The following is an 18,480-nucleotide window of genomic DNA, read 5'->3' as shown; positions in this document are numbered from 1 at the left end:
CTTTTATGCAATTCCATTACCCGGTATAATGAAGGGACAGGAAGGTGAAAAAAGTGAGATTGACCATGTATACCGACTATTCGCTGCGTGTATTGCTGTACTTGGGAGCCAAACAAGACGGAAAGCTGTCCACGATTCAGGAGATTTCCGATTCCTATAACATTTCCAAAAACCATTTGATGAAAGTGACCTTCGAGCTCGGTAAGGCAGGGTTCATCCATACCGTGCGCGGCCGCGGCGGCGGCATCCGCCTCGCCGATCTGCCGCAGAACATCAACGTCGGGACCGTTGTCCGCCGCATGGAGGACGATTTCCATCTCGTCGAGTGCTTTGACCAGGAACATAACCGCTGTCCGATTGCCCCAGTTTGCGGGCTGCGCGGCGTGTTGGGCAAGGCGCTCCATGCCTACCTGGCTGTGCTGGACGAATATACATTGGAGGACCTGCTGTTCAACCGGGAAGGCCTTCGCGAAATATTGAATACGTAAAAACGGCCCGATTCCTCGAGCCGTTTTTTCTTTTACAGTTCAATCGACTGTGGCTCTTCGCCTTTTTTATTGATCAAGCGCACCCGATCCGGTTTGATAGCAAGAATGACCAGGTTCGGATCGTCCGGACCAGTGAACCAGCCTTTCAGACGGTCGTTCCATACTTTATCGATCATGCCTTGTTCCTCATGGACGCCCATCCGGCCTTCGATTTCCAGGAACGCATCCCCAACGCCTTCTCCTTCGTAGCCAAGGAGAATATGGGCATTCGGATTGTTTTGGAGCTCATCGACTTTTTGCGTCTTTTTGCTCGTAGGCGTATATAAAGTGAATTCATCGTTGAAAAACGTCATATAGCGGGAGTGCGGCTTGTTGTCCTTGATAGTCGACAATACTCCCACCAGGCTGTTATCTAAAATGTTCAATGCTTGCTGCTTCAATTCAGATTGATTCATTTTTTCCACTCCTTTAAAAGTTGTATTAGTCCTGTTATTCCTTTTTCGCCCTATGCTAAACATAAAAAAGCCCGCGAAGCGCGGGCTGGTCAAACAGTTTTAACAGCTTTCGGGGTGCGGTCGAACGCGCTTGGCAAGACCATGCCGAACAAAATGACGCCGATTCCGACGATTTGAAGCGGCGTCAGCGCTTCACCCAGAATCAGGACTGACGCGAGTATGGCGACCGGCAATTCCATGGCGCTCAATATGGAAGCGAGCCCTGAACCGGTATGGGGCACCGCGATTGAGAAGAAATAGATCGGCAGGACGATTCCGAATATGCCGAGCAGCAGTCCATAAATCCATAAGCCTTCGGAGAATAATTGGCCATTCCAGACGATTTCAGGCGTCTGGACCAGACCGACGGCGATGGCGGCAAAAAGAGAAACATAAAAGAGCCGGGTTGAGGTATCCATCCCTTCAACTTTCTTGCCATTGACGAACATGAAGGCGGAGAAGCAGAATGCCGCTCCGATTCCCCAAGCCCAACCTTGCCATGCGATGCTGCTCAGATCGGCGTCGATGACTCCGGCGGCAAGCAAGGTCCCGCCGAACAATAGAATCAGAGAAATTCCTTCCGTGCGTTTAAGCCATCTGCGGCGGACGATGCAATCAAGGAACATGCCGATCCAAGTGAATTGGAACAGCAAGACGACCGCTAAGGAAGCGGGGAGGTATTCAAGCGATTGGCCGTAGACTGTTCCGGTCGCTGCCGTAAAACAACCGGACAGCACCAAGGTTTTCCAGCCGTGCAGGCGGGGGATTTTCCGTTGGGTGATGATGAGCAAGAGGGCAGCGAGTGCAAACCCTACAAAATATTGGCTGGTGACCGCTTCGGCTGCAGTGAATCCGTTTCCCATCGCCACTTTGATGATGGTGGAGAGAATTCCGTAACTGCTTGCCGCTACGACGACCATGACCGGGTAGATCCAATTTTTCATTTTCGAGCAACTCCTATTCCAAGGAGAATCATATCATAAAAAAACAGCATGGCGGCCGCCATGCTGTTCTTCAGAAAAATGGATGTATTCTGCCCATTAATCGGGATAGATTTCTTCGCTGCCGGAACTATCCTTTGTGGCGCGCTTGTTTTCTTCGTCTTTCATGTTCTGCTTCTGATCCTCTAACGGAATGGCATCGACTGTCTGTTCCTCTTTGAACATTTCGTGCATCGTCTTGTCGTCTGTCTTTATCTGTTCAGGATTGTCCATCGGGACTCCTGTCCGTTTTTCGCGTTCTTCATCCAACCGTTTTTTGTCCGGCATAGTGAGCACCTCTTTCTGTTGATGTGTTATTTATTTATTCCTCTATTGGCCGGATTTAAACATGAATAAGAGATTTCCGTTGCACATATATGTGATTTGGAGGGAAGGGAAGCGCTGAAATGGAAGCAGTGCCGAACTTTATGATAAAATAGAACCAATGGACGAGAGGAGTTTTACAATGCAAACAAAACCTTCAGTGAACGTAGGAGGCTTAAGCTTCGAATGGGAAATGGAAAAAGGCAGGTTCCTGTTTGAAGGGGAGGATGCCGTCCTGTTCTGGACAGGCACTGCGATGAAAATGTTTTTTGACACAATAGAAGAAATATCAGGGCAAGATGCAGCGAATGTGGTGATGGAATCGACAGGTTTCCGTCAGGGGCTGGTAGTCGGGCAATACTTTTCCGGCATGAAGAACGTCAGCATCAGTGAAGCATCAGGACTGATTACCAATACATATGCATCAGCTGGATGGGGCCTTGCCCGCATCGTGGAAATGGATGAAGAAGCGATGACGCTGAAAGTCCATTTGAAAGACAGCTGGGAGCATAAGATCAATGTGGCGCAGGGCAAGAAGACCGGCGGCTGTTTCCTGCCGGCGCATTATGCGGGAATATTCACCGAGCTTTTCGGACGCAACATCTGGTTCAAGGTGGTACACCATCAAATCGAAGGCTTCGAAGAGTCGGTCATCGAATATTTCCCGTCAGAAGAAAACATTCAAGAAAACATTCACCGGCTGGCTCGCACCAAGGAAGCGGAGCAGATCAGCCGGCTTGAACAGCTGGTCGAAGGGAAAACTGCGGAACTGAATGAACTGATCCGCGAAATCTCATCACCGATTATTCCTGTCCTGAATGACATCGTGGTCGTGCCGCTTCTTGGAACATACGATGAAGCCCGTGCAGAAGAACTGCTCGTGAAAACCTTGCAGAACCTGCCGAAATACAAAGCGACCTATCTCATCCTGGACCTGACCGGATTGAACGCGAAATTCACCCATCATGCGGCAAGCCTGATTGACAAGCTTGGCTCTACTGCATCCCTCATCGGCAGCAAGACAGTCCTTGTCGGCATTTCCCCGCAGATGAGCATGGTCATTTCGGAGACCGGCCTGAACCTCTCAAAGTTCGAATGCTTCCAGACGCTGCAGCACGGCATCCATTATGCACTCGCGCAAAATGGGCGGACAATCGTCTAGGCAAAAAAATAAAGCGCCCGCGGGCACTCTTAGAGCTTGTAGACAGAAGAATAATTTTTCAATTAGATGAATAAAACTAATGGAAGCTGTGTTGAATCCTCCACTTCAGGCGGACGCTTTCCGCGGGCTCGCGCCGAACTAACTCGGACTGGCGTCCGAGTGGATTTCGGCACTTCGCTATCCCGCAGGAGACGCCGCCTTCCGTTGCGGATCCTGAAGCCAGCGGCTTGTTCCCAGCAGGATTAGTATTCTTATCTCATCTATTAGATACAGGTGAAGCTCCCGACCGGTCTGGCCACGAGACTCCTGTGGGAGCAGCGAAGCGACTCGAGCTGAAGGCCCCGCAGGAACGCAGTGACGAGGAGACTGAAGCCGAGCCCATGGAAAGCGAAGTGGCCAGCCCGGTCGGGCTTATGCCTCTCTATTCATTCAAATTAGAATTTGTCTACAGTTTAAAGCGCCTGCGGGCGCTTATTTTTGTTCCATCGATTTGACGATTTCTACAATGACTTGTGTGGCTTTTTCCATGTTTTCGACGGAGATGAATTCGTATTTGCCGTGATAGTTTTCGCCGCCGGTAAAGATGTTCGGCGTCGGCAATCCCATATACGATAATTGCGAACCGTCCGTACCGCCGCGCACGGGCACAATATTCGGCTGGATGCCGAGTGTTTTCATCGCCGTTTCAGCAGCATCGACGATTTCCATGACCGGTTCGATCTTTTCGCGCATATTGTAATATTGGTCTTCAAGCTCCAGTTGAACGGCATCCTCTCCGTACTGTGCCTGAAGTTTGGCGGCAGTATCGCGCATCAGCTGCTTTTTCGACTCGAAAGCGTCTTTGTCGAAATCGCGGATGATGTACGAAAGCACCGCTCCTTCAACATCGCCTTTGAAACTATTGAGGTGAATAAACCCTTCATAGCCTTCGGTCCGTTCAGGCACTTCATTTTTCGGCATCTCTTCCTGGAAGCGGATGGCTACAGTCTGGGCATTGACCATTTTGTCTTTTGCAGATCCGGGATGGACGCTTGTCCCTTGGACCGTCAGTTTGCCGCTCGCCGCGTTGAAGCTTTCATACTGCAGTTCGCCGAGCGGGCCGCCGTCCATCGTGTAAGCAAAGTCGGCACCGAAGCGCTCTACATCGAATTTATGCGGGCCGCGGCCGATTTCCTCATCCGGCGTAAATGCTACACGGATCTTGCCATGCTTGATTTCGGGATGCTGCATCAGGTATTCCATAGCGGTCATGATTTCGGCGATGCCGGCTTTATTGTCAGCGCCGAGCAATGTCGTGCCGTCAGTCGTAATCAGAGTGTGGCCGACGTAATTTTTCAGATCCGGGAAATCAACGGTTTTCATGGAAACCAATTCGTTCAATTCAATGTCATTGCCGTCATAATTGTCGATGCGCTGCGGGTTGACGTTTTTGCCGGTGAAATCTGTAGCAGTATCAACGTGGGCAAGGAAGCCGACAACCGGGACTTGCTTATCGGTATTGGCAGGCAGTGTGCCGAAAAGGTATCCGTGGGCATCCATGCCGACGTCTTCAAGCCCGATGGCATTCATTTCTTTTTCAAGTTCCTTCAAAAGATCCCATTGTCCGGGCGTAGAAGGGGTTTCAGTGCTTTCAGAATCGGATTGTGTATCGATTTTTGCATAGCGCACCAAGCGCTCGATCAATGTTTCAATCATGTATGGACCTCCTGGAATATGTATTCGTTTCATTTTAGCACGAAAAGCGGGAATTTTGGCAATTCGACAGCGCCAAGTTGGGGCAGGAGACGATGGAGAAAGAAATACGCTCAATGAAGGTTAAAATACGCACAGCGAAAGTTAAAATATGCTCAGCAAAAGTTAAAATATGCACAACGAACCCGGAAATACGATTCCACACAAAAAAGGCAGCCACAATTGGCTGCCTTTCATTCGTTTAGATTAGATTTTCGCAGCCAGCGACTGTGCGTGGGCCGCTTTCACTTCTTCGAGCAAAGCCGCTTCAGTCAACAGCCGGTAGCCGGTGTTCGCAAGCGCTTTTGCGCCGCGGATCAAGGCTTCATTGCCGCGTTCGGATTTTGCGGATTCCCGGAACTCGGCGGTATGGCCTACCAGATCGTCCGGCCCGATTTTGATGTATGGATGGGCGGTCGGGACCACGTAGCTGATGTTGCCTGCGTCCGTCGAGCCGATTCCGGTGTTGCGCGAATCCGCCACTTCCTCGCCGACGGCTTCGAGTTCGCTGCGGACGATGGCATCCAGAGCCGGCGTGACCACCAGGTCCTGCACTTCGTTCTGGAAGCGGACGATTTTCACGGTCGTGCCGGTCGCCAGTGCAGCGCCTTCCGCGATGTTGCGGATTTTAGCGGAAGTGTCGGACGCTTTTTTCCACGAATCGCCGCGGATATAGAAACGTGCCGATGCATATTCCGGGATGATGTTCGGTGCATCGCCACCGTGGGTAATGATGCCATGAACTCGGGCATCGGAAGGCAATTGCTGGCGGAGAGCATTGATGCTGTTGAAAAGCTGAAGCACCGCATCAAGCGCGTTGATGCCTTCTTCAGGCGATCCTGCCGCATGCGCCGGCTTGCCGTAGAAATGGAATTCCAGCGGATCCACTGCCAGTGAGGGAGTTGTGACGGCGGAGCGGCCGGAAGGGTGGATCATCAATGCGGCATCGATGCCTTCGAGCAGGCCATGCTTGACGAAACTTCCTTTCGCGCTGCCGTTCGGTCCGCCTTCTTCAGCGGGCGTACCGAGCACGATTACCCGTCCGCCGGTCGTGGAGAACGTTTCAGACAGGGCAATCGCAGCAGCGACGCTGGTCGTGCCGATGATATTGTGGCCGCAAGCATGGCCAAGTCCCGGCAGCGCATCGTATTCGGCAAGATAAGCGATTGTCGGACCCGGCAGCGAACTTTCCTTGCTGGCATAAAACGCTGTTTCGTGTCCGGCGACGCCGGTCTCAACGGCGAATCCCGCGTCTTCAAGCAATTCGACGAGTGTGGCGCTGGCAAAAACCTCTTCGTTGCCGATTTCCGGCTTGGCATGGATGGCCTGGCTTGTTGCGATATACTCGCTTCGTTTGGCGTCGATGGACTGTGAAATGGTCAAGGCTGCTTCTTTGATTGATGTCATTGAAATTCCTCCTTGCGGTTTATTGGTAGTCGACCAGCTCCTCGACAGGAACGAATGTCGGAATCTGGGCGCCTTTCGTATGCTCAACGATAAAGTCGGCTGTGTCTTCCTGCTGGTAAAGTTCTACGATTTTCTGGTAATCCGGATCGTCGGCATTTTCAGCGCTGGCGGCGATCAGGTTGATATAAGGTTTTGCCGTATCGCTTTCACGGGCAATCGGATCTTCCGTCGGATTTAGGCCGGCGTCGACCGCAATGCCGTTATTGATGATGGATGCTGCAACGTCCGGCATTGCACGCGGCGTCTGGCCGGAAATCATCGGCACAAGTTCAATGTTTTTCGGGTTTTCAATGATATCTTCCGCAGTGCCCGTCAATCCTGCATCGTCGGACAATTTGATCAAACCGGCTTCCTGGAGAAGAAGCAATCCGCGGCCCATGTTTGTCGCTTCGTTCGGCAGCGCGATTTGTGCACCGTCCGGAAGTTCTTCGATGGATTCGTATTTCTCGGAGTAGAGGCCCATTGGTGCAATGACCGTTGAGCCGATCGGAACGATGTCGATATTGTGCTCGGCGACAAACTCATCAAAATAGGAGATGGTCTGGAAAGCGTTCAAATCGAGTTCGCCTTCAGCAAGTGCGATATTCGGTGCTACATAATCCGAGAAAGTGACGATTTCAAGGTCGATGCCTTCTTTTTCGGCTTTGTCCGCGATGTAATCCCAGATGGTTGTATCCGAGCCGCTGATTCCAAGCGTGATTTTGCGGTTGCCGTCAGCGCCTTCGCTGTCGTCTCCGCCTCCGCAGGCGGCTAAGACCAAAGCCAGGATGGCCAGCAATAAAAGAGATGAAAGTTTTTTCATGATGTATTCCTCCAATAGATTAGTTTGATTGAATTTGCAGTACGGATTTATCTTCTGCGTACCCGCCGGGACAGCAAGTTGCCGCCCGACTGGACGCCTTGTACAAGGACGACCAGGATGGCTACGGTAATGACCATGACAAGCGTGTCAAACCGCTGATAGCCGTAAGTGATGGCCAAGTCGCCGAGTCCGCCGCCTCCGATGGCGCCTGCCATGGCAGAAGCGCCAATCAGCCCGACGATCGCGATCGTCAGGGCCAGAACCAGTGAGCTCAGCGCTTCAGGAATCAGAAAGCGGAAAATGATCTGGAACGGCGATGCCCCCATGGCTTGGGCAGCTTCGATAACACCATGGTCGACTTCAAGCAGCGAGTTTTCGATCAGCCGGGCGATATAAGGGCCGGCATAGAAGACGAGCGGCACGATGGCAGCGGCCGTCCCGATGGATGTGCCGACAATCAGCCGGGTGATCGGGATGATGGCGACCATCAAAATGATGAAAGGCACGGACCGGAAAATATTGATGATGATATTCAGTACTTTTGAAACCGGTTCGTTCGCCAATAAATGGCCTTTTCGGGTAACGACCAGCAGAATGCCGAGCGGGAAGCCGATGACCAGCGAGAACAGGAAGGATGCGCCCGTCATGTAGATGGTTTCCCAAAGGGCTTCCAGGATTTGTTCGTTATCAACTAGCATAATTCCGCACCTCCTCGACTTTGACATTGCTGCTGCGTATGGATGTTAAGGCCTGCTGGATTTCAGCGGCAGGGCCGGTAAATTCGACAATGAGATTGCCGTATGGTTCGCCCTGCAGTTCGGTGATATTGCCAAACAAAACATTCAGGTCCAGGTTGAAGTCCCTGGATATCCGCGACATGAGCGGCTGTCCGACAGAAGCGCCGGTGAACTGGATCCGGTAGATGGTGTGCTTGCGGTCCGGGTCCTGGATCTGCTTCAGCAGCGATTCCGGCAGTTCGTCGTTCATGACGGAACGGACAAACCGCTGGGTCGTCGTGTGCTGCGGATTGGTGAACACTTCGAACACCGTTCCCCGTTCGATGACTTTGCCTGCTTCAAGCACTGCCACTTTGTCGCAGATTTCACGGATGACGCCCATTTCATGAGTGATCAGCAGGATCGTGATGTTGTATTCGCGATTGATGCGGCGCAGCAGTTCCAGGATGGATTGGGTGGTCTGCGGATCCAGCGCCGAAGTGGCTTCATCGCATAATAGAACCGATGGATTGGTGGCAAGCGCCCGGGCGATGCCAATGCGCTGTTTCTGGCCGCCGGAAAGCTGGTCGGGATATTTCTCTGCCTGATCGCCCAGACCGACAAAATCCAGCAGGTCCTTCACCTGTTCCTTGATCTTGTTTTTCGGCGTTTTGGCAAGGATGAGCGGCATGGCGACATTGTGGAAAACGGTTTTGGAATTCAGCAAGTTGAAGTGCTGGAAGATCATTCCGATGTCTTTCCGCGTCTGGCGGATGTCTTTTGCGGACAAGGTTGAGATGTCTTTTCCGTCAATCAGCACGCGGCCGCTGCTTGGCCGCTCCAGCAGGTTGACTGTCCGGATCAGCGAGCTTTTGCCGGCGCCGCTGAAGCCGATGACGCCGTATATTTCACCAGTTTCAACAGTCAGGTCGATGCCGTTCAGCGCGTGGATCGACTGTTTGCCGGACTGGTAGGTTTTTGTTACCTCCTCGAATTGAATCATAGTGTAAGCCTCCTCAAGCTGTTCCAGTAATGCAAATCTTTTCGCAGAGGGCTTTTTATCCGAAATTGAACGAAAAAAAGCCCCCTTTTTTCTTATCCACAAGAAAAAAGAAGGCTTCGGCATGAAACCATCTCATTCTCATCTTCCAAACGCAAAAATGCGTTTGCAGGAGTTAGCACAGTTTTCGCATGATGCGAATCCGCTGCCGAAACGTCATAGGGCCTGTCCCTCGGTTTCTCTGGATAAGAAAGTGATGTACGTATTTGATTTGTAAGGACTACTTTATGGGGGATTGTTGAAAAAGTCAACCTTTTCTTTTAAAAAAATTTCAGGAAGATCCTTCAGCCTTTTTCCGGAATACGGAAGAAACCTTATTTTCAGTGCCGTTTGCGATGCGGGAAATGTTTTCCGTGTGCTTGAATACAGCCATCGCGAACAGCGCAGCCGCAATGAACAAAGGCAGTCCGCCTTCAGCGGGCCACCAGGCAATGGCGAAGAACGTGGCATACAGGACCAAGACGCCCGCGACCAGGTAATTGGTGGCGAGTGCTGCTCCGACAAGAAGCAGCAGGCCGGCCAAGCCAAGCTTCCAGTCGAGCGCCACCATGACGCCGATGACGGCCGCTGTTCCTTTTCCGCCGTTGAACCTCATATAGAAAGGGAAGTTGTGTCCAATGACGACGCCGGCACCGACGACGAACAGCAGGGCCCAGACGGTTTCTTCTGAAAGTGAAGAAGCATTCAGCGCCCAGCGGAACACCCACACGGCAGCTGCGCCTTTGAGAATATCCAGGAAAGCGACCAGCGCTCCGTATTTCCAGCCGAGCACGATGGCTGCATTTGAAGCGCCTGAATTTTTGACGCCTTCTTTTTTGATGTTGACGCCTGTCAATAGCTGCGCGACCAGTGAACCATGCATGCAGCCGACAATATAACCGATGATGAGAGCAATAACTATCCATGAAAACATCTTTTCCACTCCTTCTCTTATAGATTTAACGTTTGAAAAGAGCGCAGGTTTCAAAATTTTTAGAATTATCCGCTTGACAAATCCCACATCCATTTTATATACTTCAGGACATGATGGAAAACTAAATCTGAATACTCTTATCAAGAGAGGCGGAGGGAATAGGCCCTGTGATGCCCGGCAACCGACAAGCAGCTCAGCTTGGAAAGGTGCTAAATCCTACAGATCCGGAAAGACGGGATCTGGCAGATGAGAGGAGGCATACCCGTATGTGACGGCCCTCTTCTTAACCGAAGAGGGCTTTTTCTGTTCCCTCCTCAACCCGCGGTTTCCATCAAAAAAACCTTAGGAGGAATAGAAATGACAAATTTTAAACCAGAAACGCTTTTATTGCACGGCGGACAGCAGCCGGACCCAGTGACCGGAGCGAGAGGGGTCGCCATCCATAAAACGACTTCCTATGTGTTTAAGAATACGGAACATGCCCAGAACTTGTTCGGCTTGAAAGAAGCAGGAAATATCTATTCGCGCATCATGAACCCTACGGTGGATGTATTTGAACAGCGTGTGGCTCTTCTTGAAGGCGGGTCGGCAGCTGTCGCCCTGTCTTCCGGCATGGCGGCCATCGCATTCTCCGTAATGAACTTGGCGGAAGCCGGCGACGAAATCGTGGCAGACAGCAATTTGTACGGAGGCACAGTCAGCTTGTTCGCCAATACCTTGCCGAGATACGGCATCACGGTGAAATTTGTCGACGGCACGGACCCGGAAAACTTCCGGGGCGCCATCACAGACAAGACAAAAGCGATTTTCGGGGAGATCATCGGCAATCCAAGCCTGAACGTCTTTGATGTTGAAAAAGTGGCGGAGATTGCCCATGAAAACGGCCTGCCATTATTGATCGACAATACATTCGCTTCGCCGTACGGCAGCAACCCGATCGAGTTCGGGGCGGACGTCGTTATTCATTCGGCAACGAAATGGATTGGCGGGCACGGGACGACCATCGGCGGAGTGGTCGTCGACAGCGGTAAATTCGACTACGACAATCCGCGATTCCCCAACTACACGGAACCGGATGAAAGCTATCACGGCATCCGCTATGGAATCGATGCGGCAGGAGCGGCATTTGCGACCAAACTCCGCGTCCAGCTGCTGCGTGATTTCGGACCATCGCTCAGCGCGGAAAGTGCACATGCCTTTTTGCAGGGGCTCGAGACGCTGCATCTGCGGATTCCGCGCCACAACAGCAATGCCCGCATCATCGCCCAATACCTGAAGGATCATCCGCAAGTGGAGTGGGTCAACTATATCGGCTTTGAAGATCATCCGTCGCACCAATTGGCCCAAAAATATTTGAAGGACGGCTATGGTTCGATTGTCAATTTCGGCGTGAAGGGCGGCCGTGAAGCAGGCCGGAAAGTGATTGACAGTGTCGCTTTATGGTCCCACGTGGCGAATGTCGGTGATGCGAAATCGCTGATTATCCACCCGGCTTCGACGACCCACCAGCAATTGACGGCTCAAGAACTGAAAGCTTCAGGGGTGACGGAAGAATTGATCCGCTTGTCGATCGGCCTGGAGAATCCGGAAGACCTGATCGCCGACCTCGAACAGGCCATCAAAGCGGCCGTTCTGGAAAACGCATAAGAGGAGGTGAATGAGATGGCTTACGTATCCATTGGTTCGCTGGCGCTGGAATCGGCGGAAATCTTGGAAGGTGTCGAACTCGCATATGAACGCTGCGGCAAGGAAGGGGCTCCGGTCGCTCTCCTATGCCACGCTTTGACAGGCGACCAGTTCTCGATCGGCACTCCGGAGAATCCGGGGTGGTGGGCAGGGTTGGCCGGGCCGGGCAAAGCCGTGGATACAGAGAAATTTCAAGTCATCACCTTCAATGTGCTCGGAGGATGCAACGGATCGACCGGTCCATTGTCCGTCAACCCGAAAACAGGCGAGCCCTACCGCGCGGATTTTCCGGAAATCACTATCCGCGACATGGTCCGGGCAGAGCATGCGGCTTTGCAGAAGCTGGGCATCGACCGGCTCGCGGCTGTCATCGGCGGTTCGCTCGGAGGCATGAAAGCGCTGGAATGGGGGAGGCTATATCCCAGTTTCGTCTCAGCGGTGTTTCCGCTGGCAGTGACGCCAGCCTACAGCGATTACGGCATTGCGTTCAACTGGATCGGCATCCACGCAATTGTTAACGATGCGGAATTCAAAAACGGGAATTATAGGGATTCTTCTCTCATTAAAGGTTTTGAAACGGCTCGAATGGCGGGGATGGTGACGTACAGGAGCGGCGGGCTCTTCAATGACCGGTTCAGCCGCGGCCATAACGGCAAAGGATTCGATGTCGAGTCCTATTTGTCCTATCAGGGCAGAAAGCTGGCCGGGCGCTTTGATGCTAATAGCTACGTCACATTGCTGAAGGCGATGAATACCCATGACGTGGAAGAAAGCCGACTGGAAGTGGCGGTGCACTCCTTGTCATTTACACATGATTTACTATATCCCGGACCCTGGATGAGTGAATGGATCGATAAGCAGCCCAAAGCAAGCTGGGCTCTCATTGAAACAGCATTCGGCCATGACGGTTTCCTGGTCGAATTTGAAAAATGGGATGGCCACATCCGGGAAAAAATGAATAACATTCTCGATTTGCAGCCTGTGCGATAGCATAGGCTTTTTTTATTGGTTCCAGAACTTTAAAGCAGGAAAATATCTCTAGTTAAATCATCTTAAAATCAAGATAATAAAAAAGAAAAAATAGTTAAAAATAATTATAAAGGAATATGTTTACATTTTTGAAAATGGGGAACCATAGATTTGTATCAGAATGGTAGGACTAAATATCTGTATTAACGGAGTAATAGAATGAAAAAAGGAGAGTAATAACGTTTTGGGTAAAATGACCTAAAGTTCTTTTTACCCATTAAACGACATTTGTCTATTTGGAGTATTTTGACAAACTTTAGGAGAAAGTGGTAAGGATATAAAGTAAGGAAGAGTTTATTCATGTTTAAAGGAAGTCGGTGCTGAAGCCAGCAAAGCTTCCGGAAAAAGGGATGGACCATGTTGTTTTTCCACGATAGTTTTCAAGGGATTTGAAGAAGAAAAAACCGGGAGAGTGCCGCAATGATCGAATCGAAGAGAAAAGCCATTATTTTTTTCCTGCTTGCTGCAATCTTGGCAGGAACCGCCGGATTTTTGACGCTGCAAAAAGTGAAAGAACTGAACAATGATTTAGGCACGATGGTGGATGTTTACGCTGCCGGACAGGATATCTCCTCGCGGAGCGTCATAACACCGAAAGATGTCACGATAGAAAAGATTCCGAAGAAATTCGTGACAGATGAACACATTACAAGCACTACCGATCTCGAGAACAAAGTATCGGTCATTCCTTTGTCATCCGGCGATCTGATCACCAAAAATATGCTGAAGCAGGCATCTGCCGTGATGGAAGAAAACAACAGGCTGATCACACTGATGGCTTCGGAACGCGTCTTTTTCGACGAACAGCTGGAAGCACTCGACCGGGTGGATATTATCGTCTCTCTGCGCGACAAGGACATCAACAAGACGGAAATTTTCATGAAAGACGTAAAAGTGGCCCGCGTAGCCAATGAAGCCAAGAAGTTTGCCGGCGTGCAAGTCGAAATTGCGTTGGATCAGGCGCCTCTACTCATACATATGCAGAATTATGCAGACAGTGTACGAATCATCAAAGCGAATGTCGGCAACGGGGAAGCCGGGGAAGCACCAGCAGAAGCCGCAGCTGAACCGCCGGCCGAAAAAGCCCCGGCCGCTGCAACACCGGCGCCGCCGGCAGAAGAAAAACCGGCAGAAGAGAAGGCGGCTGAAACTAAACCGGCAGAAAAAAAGCCGGCCGCTGCAGAACCGAAAACTGCGAAGCCGAAAAGCTGAAGGAGGAATATGGGATGAAACAATCCAAACTATTGATTGTCGGACAGAAAAACGAAATGTATTCCTTGCTGATGCAGCAGTTTGAAGGTGAATTCGATTACGCTTCGCTGGATCCAATCCATCTGCGGTCCGAGCTGAAAAATATGGATCCTGCACTTGTCCTGCTGCTCCATAATCCGGGGAAGGACCTGGAAACGCTCGCTTACTTGCAGCAGGAGCTCGACAACGTACCAATCGTGTTTGTCCATGAGAGCCATGATTTCCAGTTGTTCCGCGATTTGGTCCGGGCAGGGGCGATCGATTATTACGTCATCCCGGAGGACTTGAATGGCCTCGACAACCAGATCTCCATCCTGCTCGCCCGTCTTCAGATCGCTCCTGAAAAAGAGAAGCAATTGAGCTTCAAACGGGGCAGCGGCCAGGTCTTTGCTTTTTACAGCGGAAAAGGCGGAAGCGGCAAAACCTTATTGAGCACTTCATTCGCCCAGACGCTGAAGTTTGAATCGACCGCCCAGGTTCTCTACATTGACCTGAACCTGCAGTACGGCGGCGGCGAATCCTATCTCGGCGTAGAGACCGCGCGCAATATTTTGGATTTGGAACCGGTCATCAAAGAAATGACGGAACAGCATCTGCGGAACGTCACCGAGAAAGAGCCGCTTTCGAAAATGGAGCTGTTGATCAGCCCGTGCGATGCAGAATTGGCGGAATACATAACAGAGGATTTTGTCACCCGTCTTCTCCGTGTCTGCCGGCGCGCCTACGACTTCATCGTCGTCGACTTGCCGGTCAATATGGATGAGCGGACATATACCGCGCTTGTGGAAGCGGACCGAATCTATTATACGACTTTGCTCGATACGCCATCGATCCGGGTCTTCAAGCATACGGAAGAATTGTTCCAGAAGCTCGGAATCCCGACAGCAGACCGCCTTGAACTCGTATTGAATGAAGTCGGCAGGGAAAACGAATTAAGCAAAAAAGATTTCGAACGGTTTATCGAATATCCGGTGGCTGCTGAAATCAGGCGCGACATCAAAGGGGTCCAGACCGCGATCAATAAAGGCGAGACGCTCCGGAAGATGCCGAAAGAAAAGAAATTGACGCCGGCTGCAAAAGATATGCGCAAATGGGTTGTCTCGATGTTAAAATAACCGTTTTTAGAGAGGTAGGATAGCGATGTCGCTCTTTCAAAGAAAAAGAACCGAAACCGCTGCAGCGGTCAGCGACCATGTTTCTGTGCAGACTTCCCAAGTCCTGACCCCATATCTGGAAGAATTGCTTGAGCATTACAAGGCACGCCTTTTGGCGGAAACCAATCTGGAGCCGCTTATCGCTGCTGAAGAAGCCGAGCGGCGCTTATCGATCGAGCGGCTTATCAGCCAGTTCATGCTGGAAGAGAAAGTCGTCATTTCCAAAACAGATCGCGAGACATTATTGACGCGGCTGATTGATGAAACAGTCGGGTTCGGCCCGATTGAACAATTGTTGAAAGACCCGACCATCACGGAAATTTTGGTGAACGGACCAAAGGAAATCCATGTGGAACGGAACGGCCGGCTCGAAGCTTCGTACATCACGTTCAAAAACGAAGAACATGTGCGGCATATCGTCGACCGGGTGATTGCGCCGCTGGGCAGGCGGATCGATGAAAGCTCGCCGATGGTCGATGCCCGGCTTCCCGACGGCAGCCGGGTCAATGCGGTCATTCCGCCGATCAGCCTGAACGGCACACTCCTGTCGATCCGGAAATTCCGCAAAGAGCCGTTTGAAATGGAGGACCTCTTGCGGATGTCTTCGCTGGATGGTCCGATGGCGCAGTTTATCCAGGCGCTGGTCAAGGCGAAGCTGAACATCCTGATCTCGGGCGGAACCGGGAGCGGGAAAACGACCCTGCTCAATGCAGTAGCCAAAGCGATTCCGGTCAGTGAACGGGTCATCACCATCGAAGACTCGGCGGAATTGCGGCTCAACCGGGGCAGCGTCATCGGCATGGAGGCGCGCCCGGCGAACGTCGAAGGCAACGGTGAGGTCAGCATCCGGCAGTTGGTGAGGAACTCGCTACGGATGCGGCCCGACCGCATCATCGTCGGGGAAGTCCGGGGAGCTGAAGCGTTCGATATGCTGCAGGCGATGAATACCGGGCATGAAGGGTCGCTGACGACGGTGCACTCGAATTCACCGGTTGATGCGATCAGCCGTGTGGAAGGGATGGTCATCATGGCAGGAATGGATCTGCCAAGTGAAATCATCCGTGAATACATTGTCGGCGCACTCGATTTTATTATCCAGGCCGACCGCCTGGGCGATGGCCAGCGGAAAATCGTCAATATCTCGGAAGTCTATGTGGATGAGGACAAAGGCGTCAAAATACGCGATGTCTTCATTTTCAAGCGGACCGGAACCGGGAAGAACGGCGAAGTGCTAGGCTATTTCACGCCGACCGGCTATGTGCCGCAGTGCATGGAGCATTTGCGGATGTTCGGCATCGAGCTTGATGAGTCGATGTTCAATGTCAGCCGGGAGGTGGCGCAATGGACTTAAGCATCGGGATTCTGTACGGAGCAGCTGTACTGTCGCTGCTGTTTGCCGCTTATCTATTCCTCGACTACCGGAGCAGCAAGCAGGAATGGAAGAAAAAGCTGAAGACCTGGTATCCGGAAGAAAAGCGCAAAAGCGCCATCAGTGTCTGGGGCGACCGCTTCGACGAATCGGAAGCTTCGAGCGGGCTCGCCAGAAAATTGAAGAGCGCGAACGTCAATCTTCTGGCTTCCGAGTATATCGGCATGCATGCGCTTGGCGTATTGATGTTCTATGTCGTTTTCAACATGATCTTCAATATGGCGCCGCTGCCGAGCATCATCCTGACAGCGGGCATTCTGGCAGGCAGCCATTTTCTCTTGTTCTATATTCGCAAAAACAAATACGAAGAGCGCTTAAACAGCCAATTGAGCGAGGTATGCCGCTTGTTGGCGAATGCTGCAAGGTCCGGCATGACCATCACGCAGGGAATCGATCTGGTGGCCAGGGAAGTCAACGAACCGGCAAGGGATGAGTTCAAGCGCCTGTCGAATGAATTGAAACTCGGCGTGCCTTTTGAAACAGCACTGCGCACCGTGCAGAAACGGAATGAATCCCGGGACTTCCAGTTGTTCATTGCAACGCTTTTGATCCAGAAGCGGACCGGCGGCAACTTGGCGACAACGCTTGAGACGATGTCCAATACGCTCGAAGACCGCAAGATCCTGCACCAGACCATCCAGACCATGACATCTGAGCAGCGTTACATTTCCCTGATTGTCCCGGCAATGCCGATATTCATCCTGCTCTTCATGAACAACATCATTGAAGGCTTTACTGATCCGCTGACGACGCCGATCGGCATCATCATGATGATCGCATTCGGGCTTGGCATCATCTTATCGTTTTTCCTGATACGGCAAATTACAAATATAAAAGTGTAGGTGAAGGATATGGATGCGCTCATTATTTTTACAGTTATCGTCTTTTGGTTCATGGTGGTGCTGGGAATCCGGAACTGGTCGGTGTATGTGCAAGAGAAACGCGGAGTGCTGGTCCATGTCTCCGAGCTGACCAGCATGGACGCTTTCGATAAAAAGAAGAAAAAGCGGAAACAGAAAGCGAATCTGTTCCAGCGGCTGACGGGGTATGCGGATGAATTTGCAGACCTCGGCCAGCGCATCAATTTTTTCAGCGAGAACATTGAAGTGGCGGATTGGCTGAAAAAGTCAGGAAATCCCTACAACCTCACATTGGCCCGCTTCCAAGGGCTGAAAATCCTTTTGTTCATCATCGGTTTTTTCGCGGCGATGCTGGCTTTTATCATCGGCTTCCCGCTTTCTAAATACGGCTTGGTGTTCCTGCCGCTGATCGGCTATTTCACTCCGATCTACATCGTCAGGCGCCAAGCCAAAATGAGGCAGGAGAAACTGAGCCGGGATCTTCCGGATTTCCTCGATACGATCAGCACCAGTATCCAGGCGGGGGTCAGCATGGATCAGGCATTAAGGGAGGTGATTCGCTTTTTCGACGGTCCGCTCCGGGAGGAATTTATGCGCTTTATGCAAGAAATAGACTTGGGCGTGCAGCGTGAAACGGCTTATCGAAACTTGCTGGAACGAAACGACAACGAGGAATTCCAGCAGCTCATCAAATCCCTCCTGCAGGGCATGAAGCTCGGTGTCCCGATTGCCACGACATTCAAGATCCAGGCAGAGGACATGCGCCAGCTGCGGCAGGAACGCGTCAAGGAACTGGCGGCCAAGGCCTCCCCGAAAGTGACGCTCGTCACGACATTCGTTGTGGCACCGGTCTCGATCATGATGATTGCAGGACTGATGCTTTTGAACATGATTTATGGAGAAAACAGCATATTCAACATTTTGGACTAAAACT

18 protein-coding genes and 2 riboswitches are annotated in these 18,480 nt (G+C 51.5%); of the genes, 9 read left to right on the top strand and 9 right to left on the bottom strand.

Annotation, left to right across the window (positions count from 1 at the left end):
- Positions 1-53 precede the first annotated feature (53 nt).
- Complete coding sequence (locus tag ACTL32_RS16365) at positions 54-488, top strand: RrF2 family transcriptional regulator (protein ID WP_441342468.1); 435 nt, start codon at positions 54-56, stop codon at positions 486-488.
- A gap of 32 nt (positions 489-520) precedes the next feature.
- On the opposite strand, the gene ACTL32_RS16360 is transcribed toward ACTL32_RS16365, so the two are convergent.
- The 3 genes from ACTL32_RS16360 to ACTL32_RS16350 form a co-directional block, all read right to left on the bottom strand.
- Positions 521-943 carry a pyridoxamine 5'-phosphate oxidase family protein gene (locus ACTL32_RS16360; RefSeq protein WP_204893548.1) on the bottom strand — a complete coding sequence of 141 codons (423 nt, stop codon included), beginning with the start codon at positions 941-943 and terminating at the stop codon, positions 521-523.
- Positions 944-1,032: 89 nt separating this feature from the next.
- Positions 1,033-1,926, bottom strand: coding sequence for an EamA family transporter (locus ACTL32_RS16355; protein WP_441342467.1), 894 nt, complete (start codon positions 1,924-1,926; stop codon positions 1,033-1,035).
- A gap of 96 nt (positions 1,927-2,022) precedes the next feature.
- A complete protein-coding gene (locus ACTL32_RS16350; RefSeq protein WP_441342466.1) occupies positions 2,023-2,250 on the bottom strand; it encodes a hypothetical protein in 228 nt (75 codons plus the stop codon).
- A 178-nt stretch (positions 2,251-2,428) separates the two neighbouring features.
- Here ACTL32_RS16350 and ACTL32_RS16345 point away from each other — a divergent pair, with 178 nt between their 5' ends.
- Positions 2,429-3,448 (top strand): STAS domain-containing protein, encoded by a 1,020-nt coding sequence (locus ACTL32_RS16345; protein ID WP_441342465.1) that lies wholly within the window; start codon positions 2,429-2,431, stop codon positions 3,446-3,448.
- 471 nt (positions 3,449-3,919) lie between these two features.
- Here the strand turns inward: ACTL32_RS16345 and pepT are convergent, their stop codons facing one another.
- The 6 genes from pepT to ACTL32_RS16315 form a co-directional block, all read right to left on the bottom strand.
- The gene (pepT, locus tag ACTL32_RS16340) at positions 3,920-5,143 is read right to left on the bottom strand and encodes a peptidase T (protein ID WP_441342464.1); all 1,224 of its coding nucleotides are present in this window, start codon (positions 5,141-5,143) and stop codon (positions 3,920-3,922) included.
- A 243-nt stretch (positions 5,144-5,386) separates the two neighbouring features.
- Positions 5,387-6,586: a M20 family metallopeptidase gene (locus ACTL32_RS16335; protein ID WP_441342463.1), complete on the bottom strand. Its 1,200-nt coding sequence runs from the start codon at positions 6,584-6,586 to the stop codon at positions 5,387-5,389.
- Positions 6,587-6,605: 19 nt separating this feature from the next.
- On the bottom strand, positions 6,606-7,448 hold the full coding sequence (locus ACTL32_RS16330; protein ID WP_204893542.1) for a MetQ/NlpA family ABC transporter substrate-binding protein: 843 nt from the start codon (positions 7,446-7,448) through the stop codon (positions 6,606-6,608).
- 47 nt (positions 7,449-7,495) lie between these two features.
- Entirely contained in the window at positions 7,496-8,146 is a 651-nt protein-coding gene (locus tag ACTL32_RS16325) for a methionine ABC transporter permease (RefSeq protein WP_441342462.1), read from the bottom strand.
- Positions 8,136-9,167 (bottom strand): methionine ABC transporter ATP-binding protein, encoded by a 1,032-nt coding sequence (locus tag ACTL32_RS16320; protein ID WP_441342461.1) that lies wholly within the window; start codon positions 9,165-9,167, stop codon positions 8,136-8,138. Before ACTL32_RS16320 ends, ACTL32_RS16325 begins: the two co-directional genes overlap by 11 nt.
- 135 nt (positions 9,168-9,302) lie before the next feature.
- A riboswitch (SAM riboswitch) is annotated at positions 9,303-9,416 on the bottom strand.
- A gap of 79 nt (positions 9,417-9,495) precedes the next feature.
- A complete protein-coding gene (locus ACTL32_RS16315; protein ID WP_441342460.1) occupies positions 9,496-10,137 on the bottom strand; it encodes a glycerol-3-phosphate acyltransferase in 642 nt (213 codons plus the stop codon).
- A 134-nt stretch (positions 10,138-10,271) separates the two neighbouring features.
- A riboswitch (SAM riboswitch) is annotated at positions 10,272-10,390 on the top strand.
- Positions 10,391-10,494: 104 nt separating this feature from the next.
- Between ACTL32_RS16315 and ACTL32_RS16310 the strand changes: the two genes are divergently transcribed.
- The 7 genes from ACTL32_RS16310 to ACTL32_RS16280 all read left to right on the top strand — a co-directional run bounded on the left by ACTL32_RS16310 (position 10,495) and on the right by ACTL32_RS16280 (position 18,476).
- Positions 10,495-11,784, top strand: coding sequence for an O-acetylhomoserine aminocarboxypropyltransferase/cysteine synthase family protein (locus ACTL32_RS16310; protein ID WP_441342459.1), 1,290 nt, complete (start codon positions 10,495-10,497; stop codon positions 11,782-11,784).
- Positions 11,785-11,799: 15 nt separating this feature from the next.
- Positions 11,800-12,813: a homoserine O-acetyltransferase MetX gene (gene metX / locus ACTL32_RS16305; protein WP_441342458.1), complete on the top strand. Its 1,014-nt coding sequence runs from the start codon at positions 11,800-11,802 to the stop codon at positions 12,811-12,813.
- A 459-nt stretch (positions 12,814-13,272) separates the two neighbouring features.
- On the top strand, positions 13,273-14,064 hold the full coding sequence (cpaB, locus tag ACTL32_RS16300; protein WP_441342457.1) for a Flp pilus assembly protein CpaB: 792 nt from the start codon (positions 13,273-13,275) through the stop codon (positions 14,062-14,064).
- A 14-nt stretch (positions 14,065-14,078) separates the two neighbouring features.
- Positions 14,079-15,218: an AAA family ATPase gene (locus ACTL32_RS16295; RefSeq protein ID WP_441342456.1), complete on the top strand. Its 1,140-nt coding sequence runs from the start codon at positions 14,079-14,081 to the stop codon at positions 15,216-15,218.
- A gap of 25 nt (positions 15,219-15,243) precedes the next feature.
- Positions 15,244-16,608 carry a CpaF family protein gene (locus ACTL32_RS16290; protein ID WP_441342455.1) on the top strand — a complete coding sequence of 455 codons (1,365 nt, stop codon included), beginning with the start codon at positions 15,244-15,246 and terminating at the stop codon, positions 16,606-16,608.
- Positions 16,599-17,528, top strand: coding sequence for a type II secretion system F family protein (locus ACTL32_RS16285; protein WP_441342454.1), 930 nt, complete (start codon positions 16,599-16,601; stop codon positions 17,526-17,528). Before ACTL32_RS16290 ends, ACTL32_RS16285 begins: the two co-directional genes overlap by 10 nt.
- Positions 17,529-17,537: 9 nt before the next feature.
- Complete coding sequence (locus ACTL32_RS16280) at positions 17,538-18,476, top strand: type II secretion system F family protein (RefSeq protein WP_441342453.1); 939 nt, start codon at positions 17,538-17,540, stop codon at positions 18,474-18,476.
- Positions 18,477-18,480 lie beyond the last annotated feature (4 nt).

This window comes from Planococcus sp. FY231025, assembly GCF_052078085.1.
Taxonomy (GTDB): domain Bacteria; phylum Bacillota; class Bacilli; order Bacillales_A; family Planococcaceae; genus Planococcus.
The sequence above is the reverse complement of the archived record's forward strand: the minus strand, read 5'-3'. Positions and strand labels throughout refer to the sequence as shown.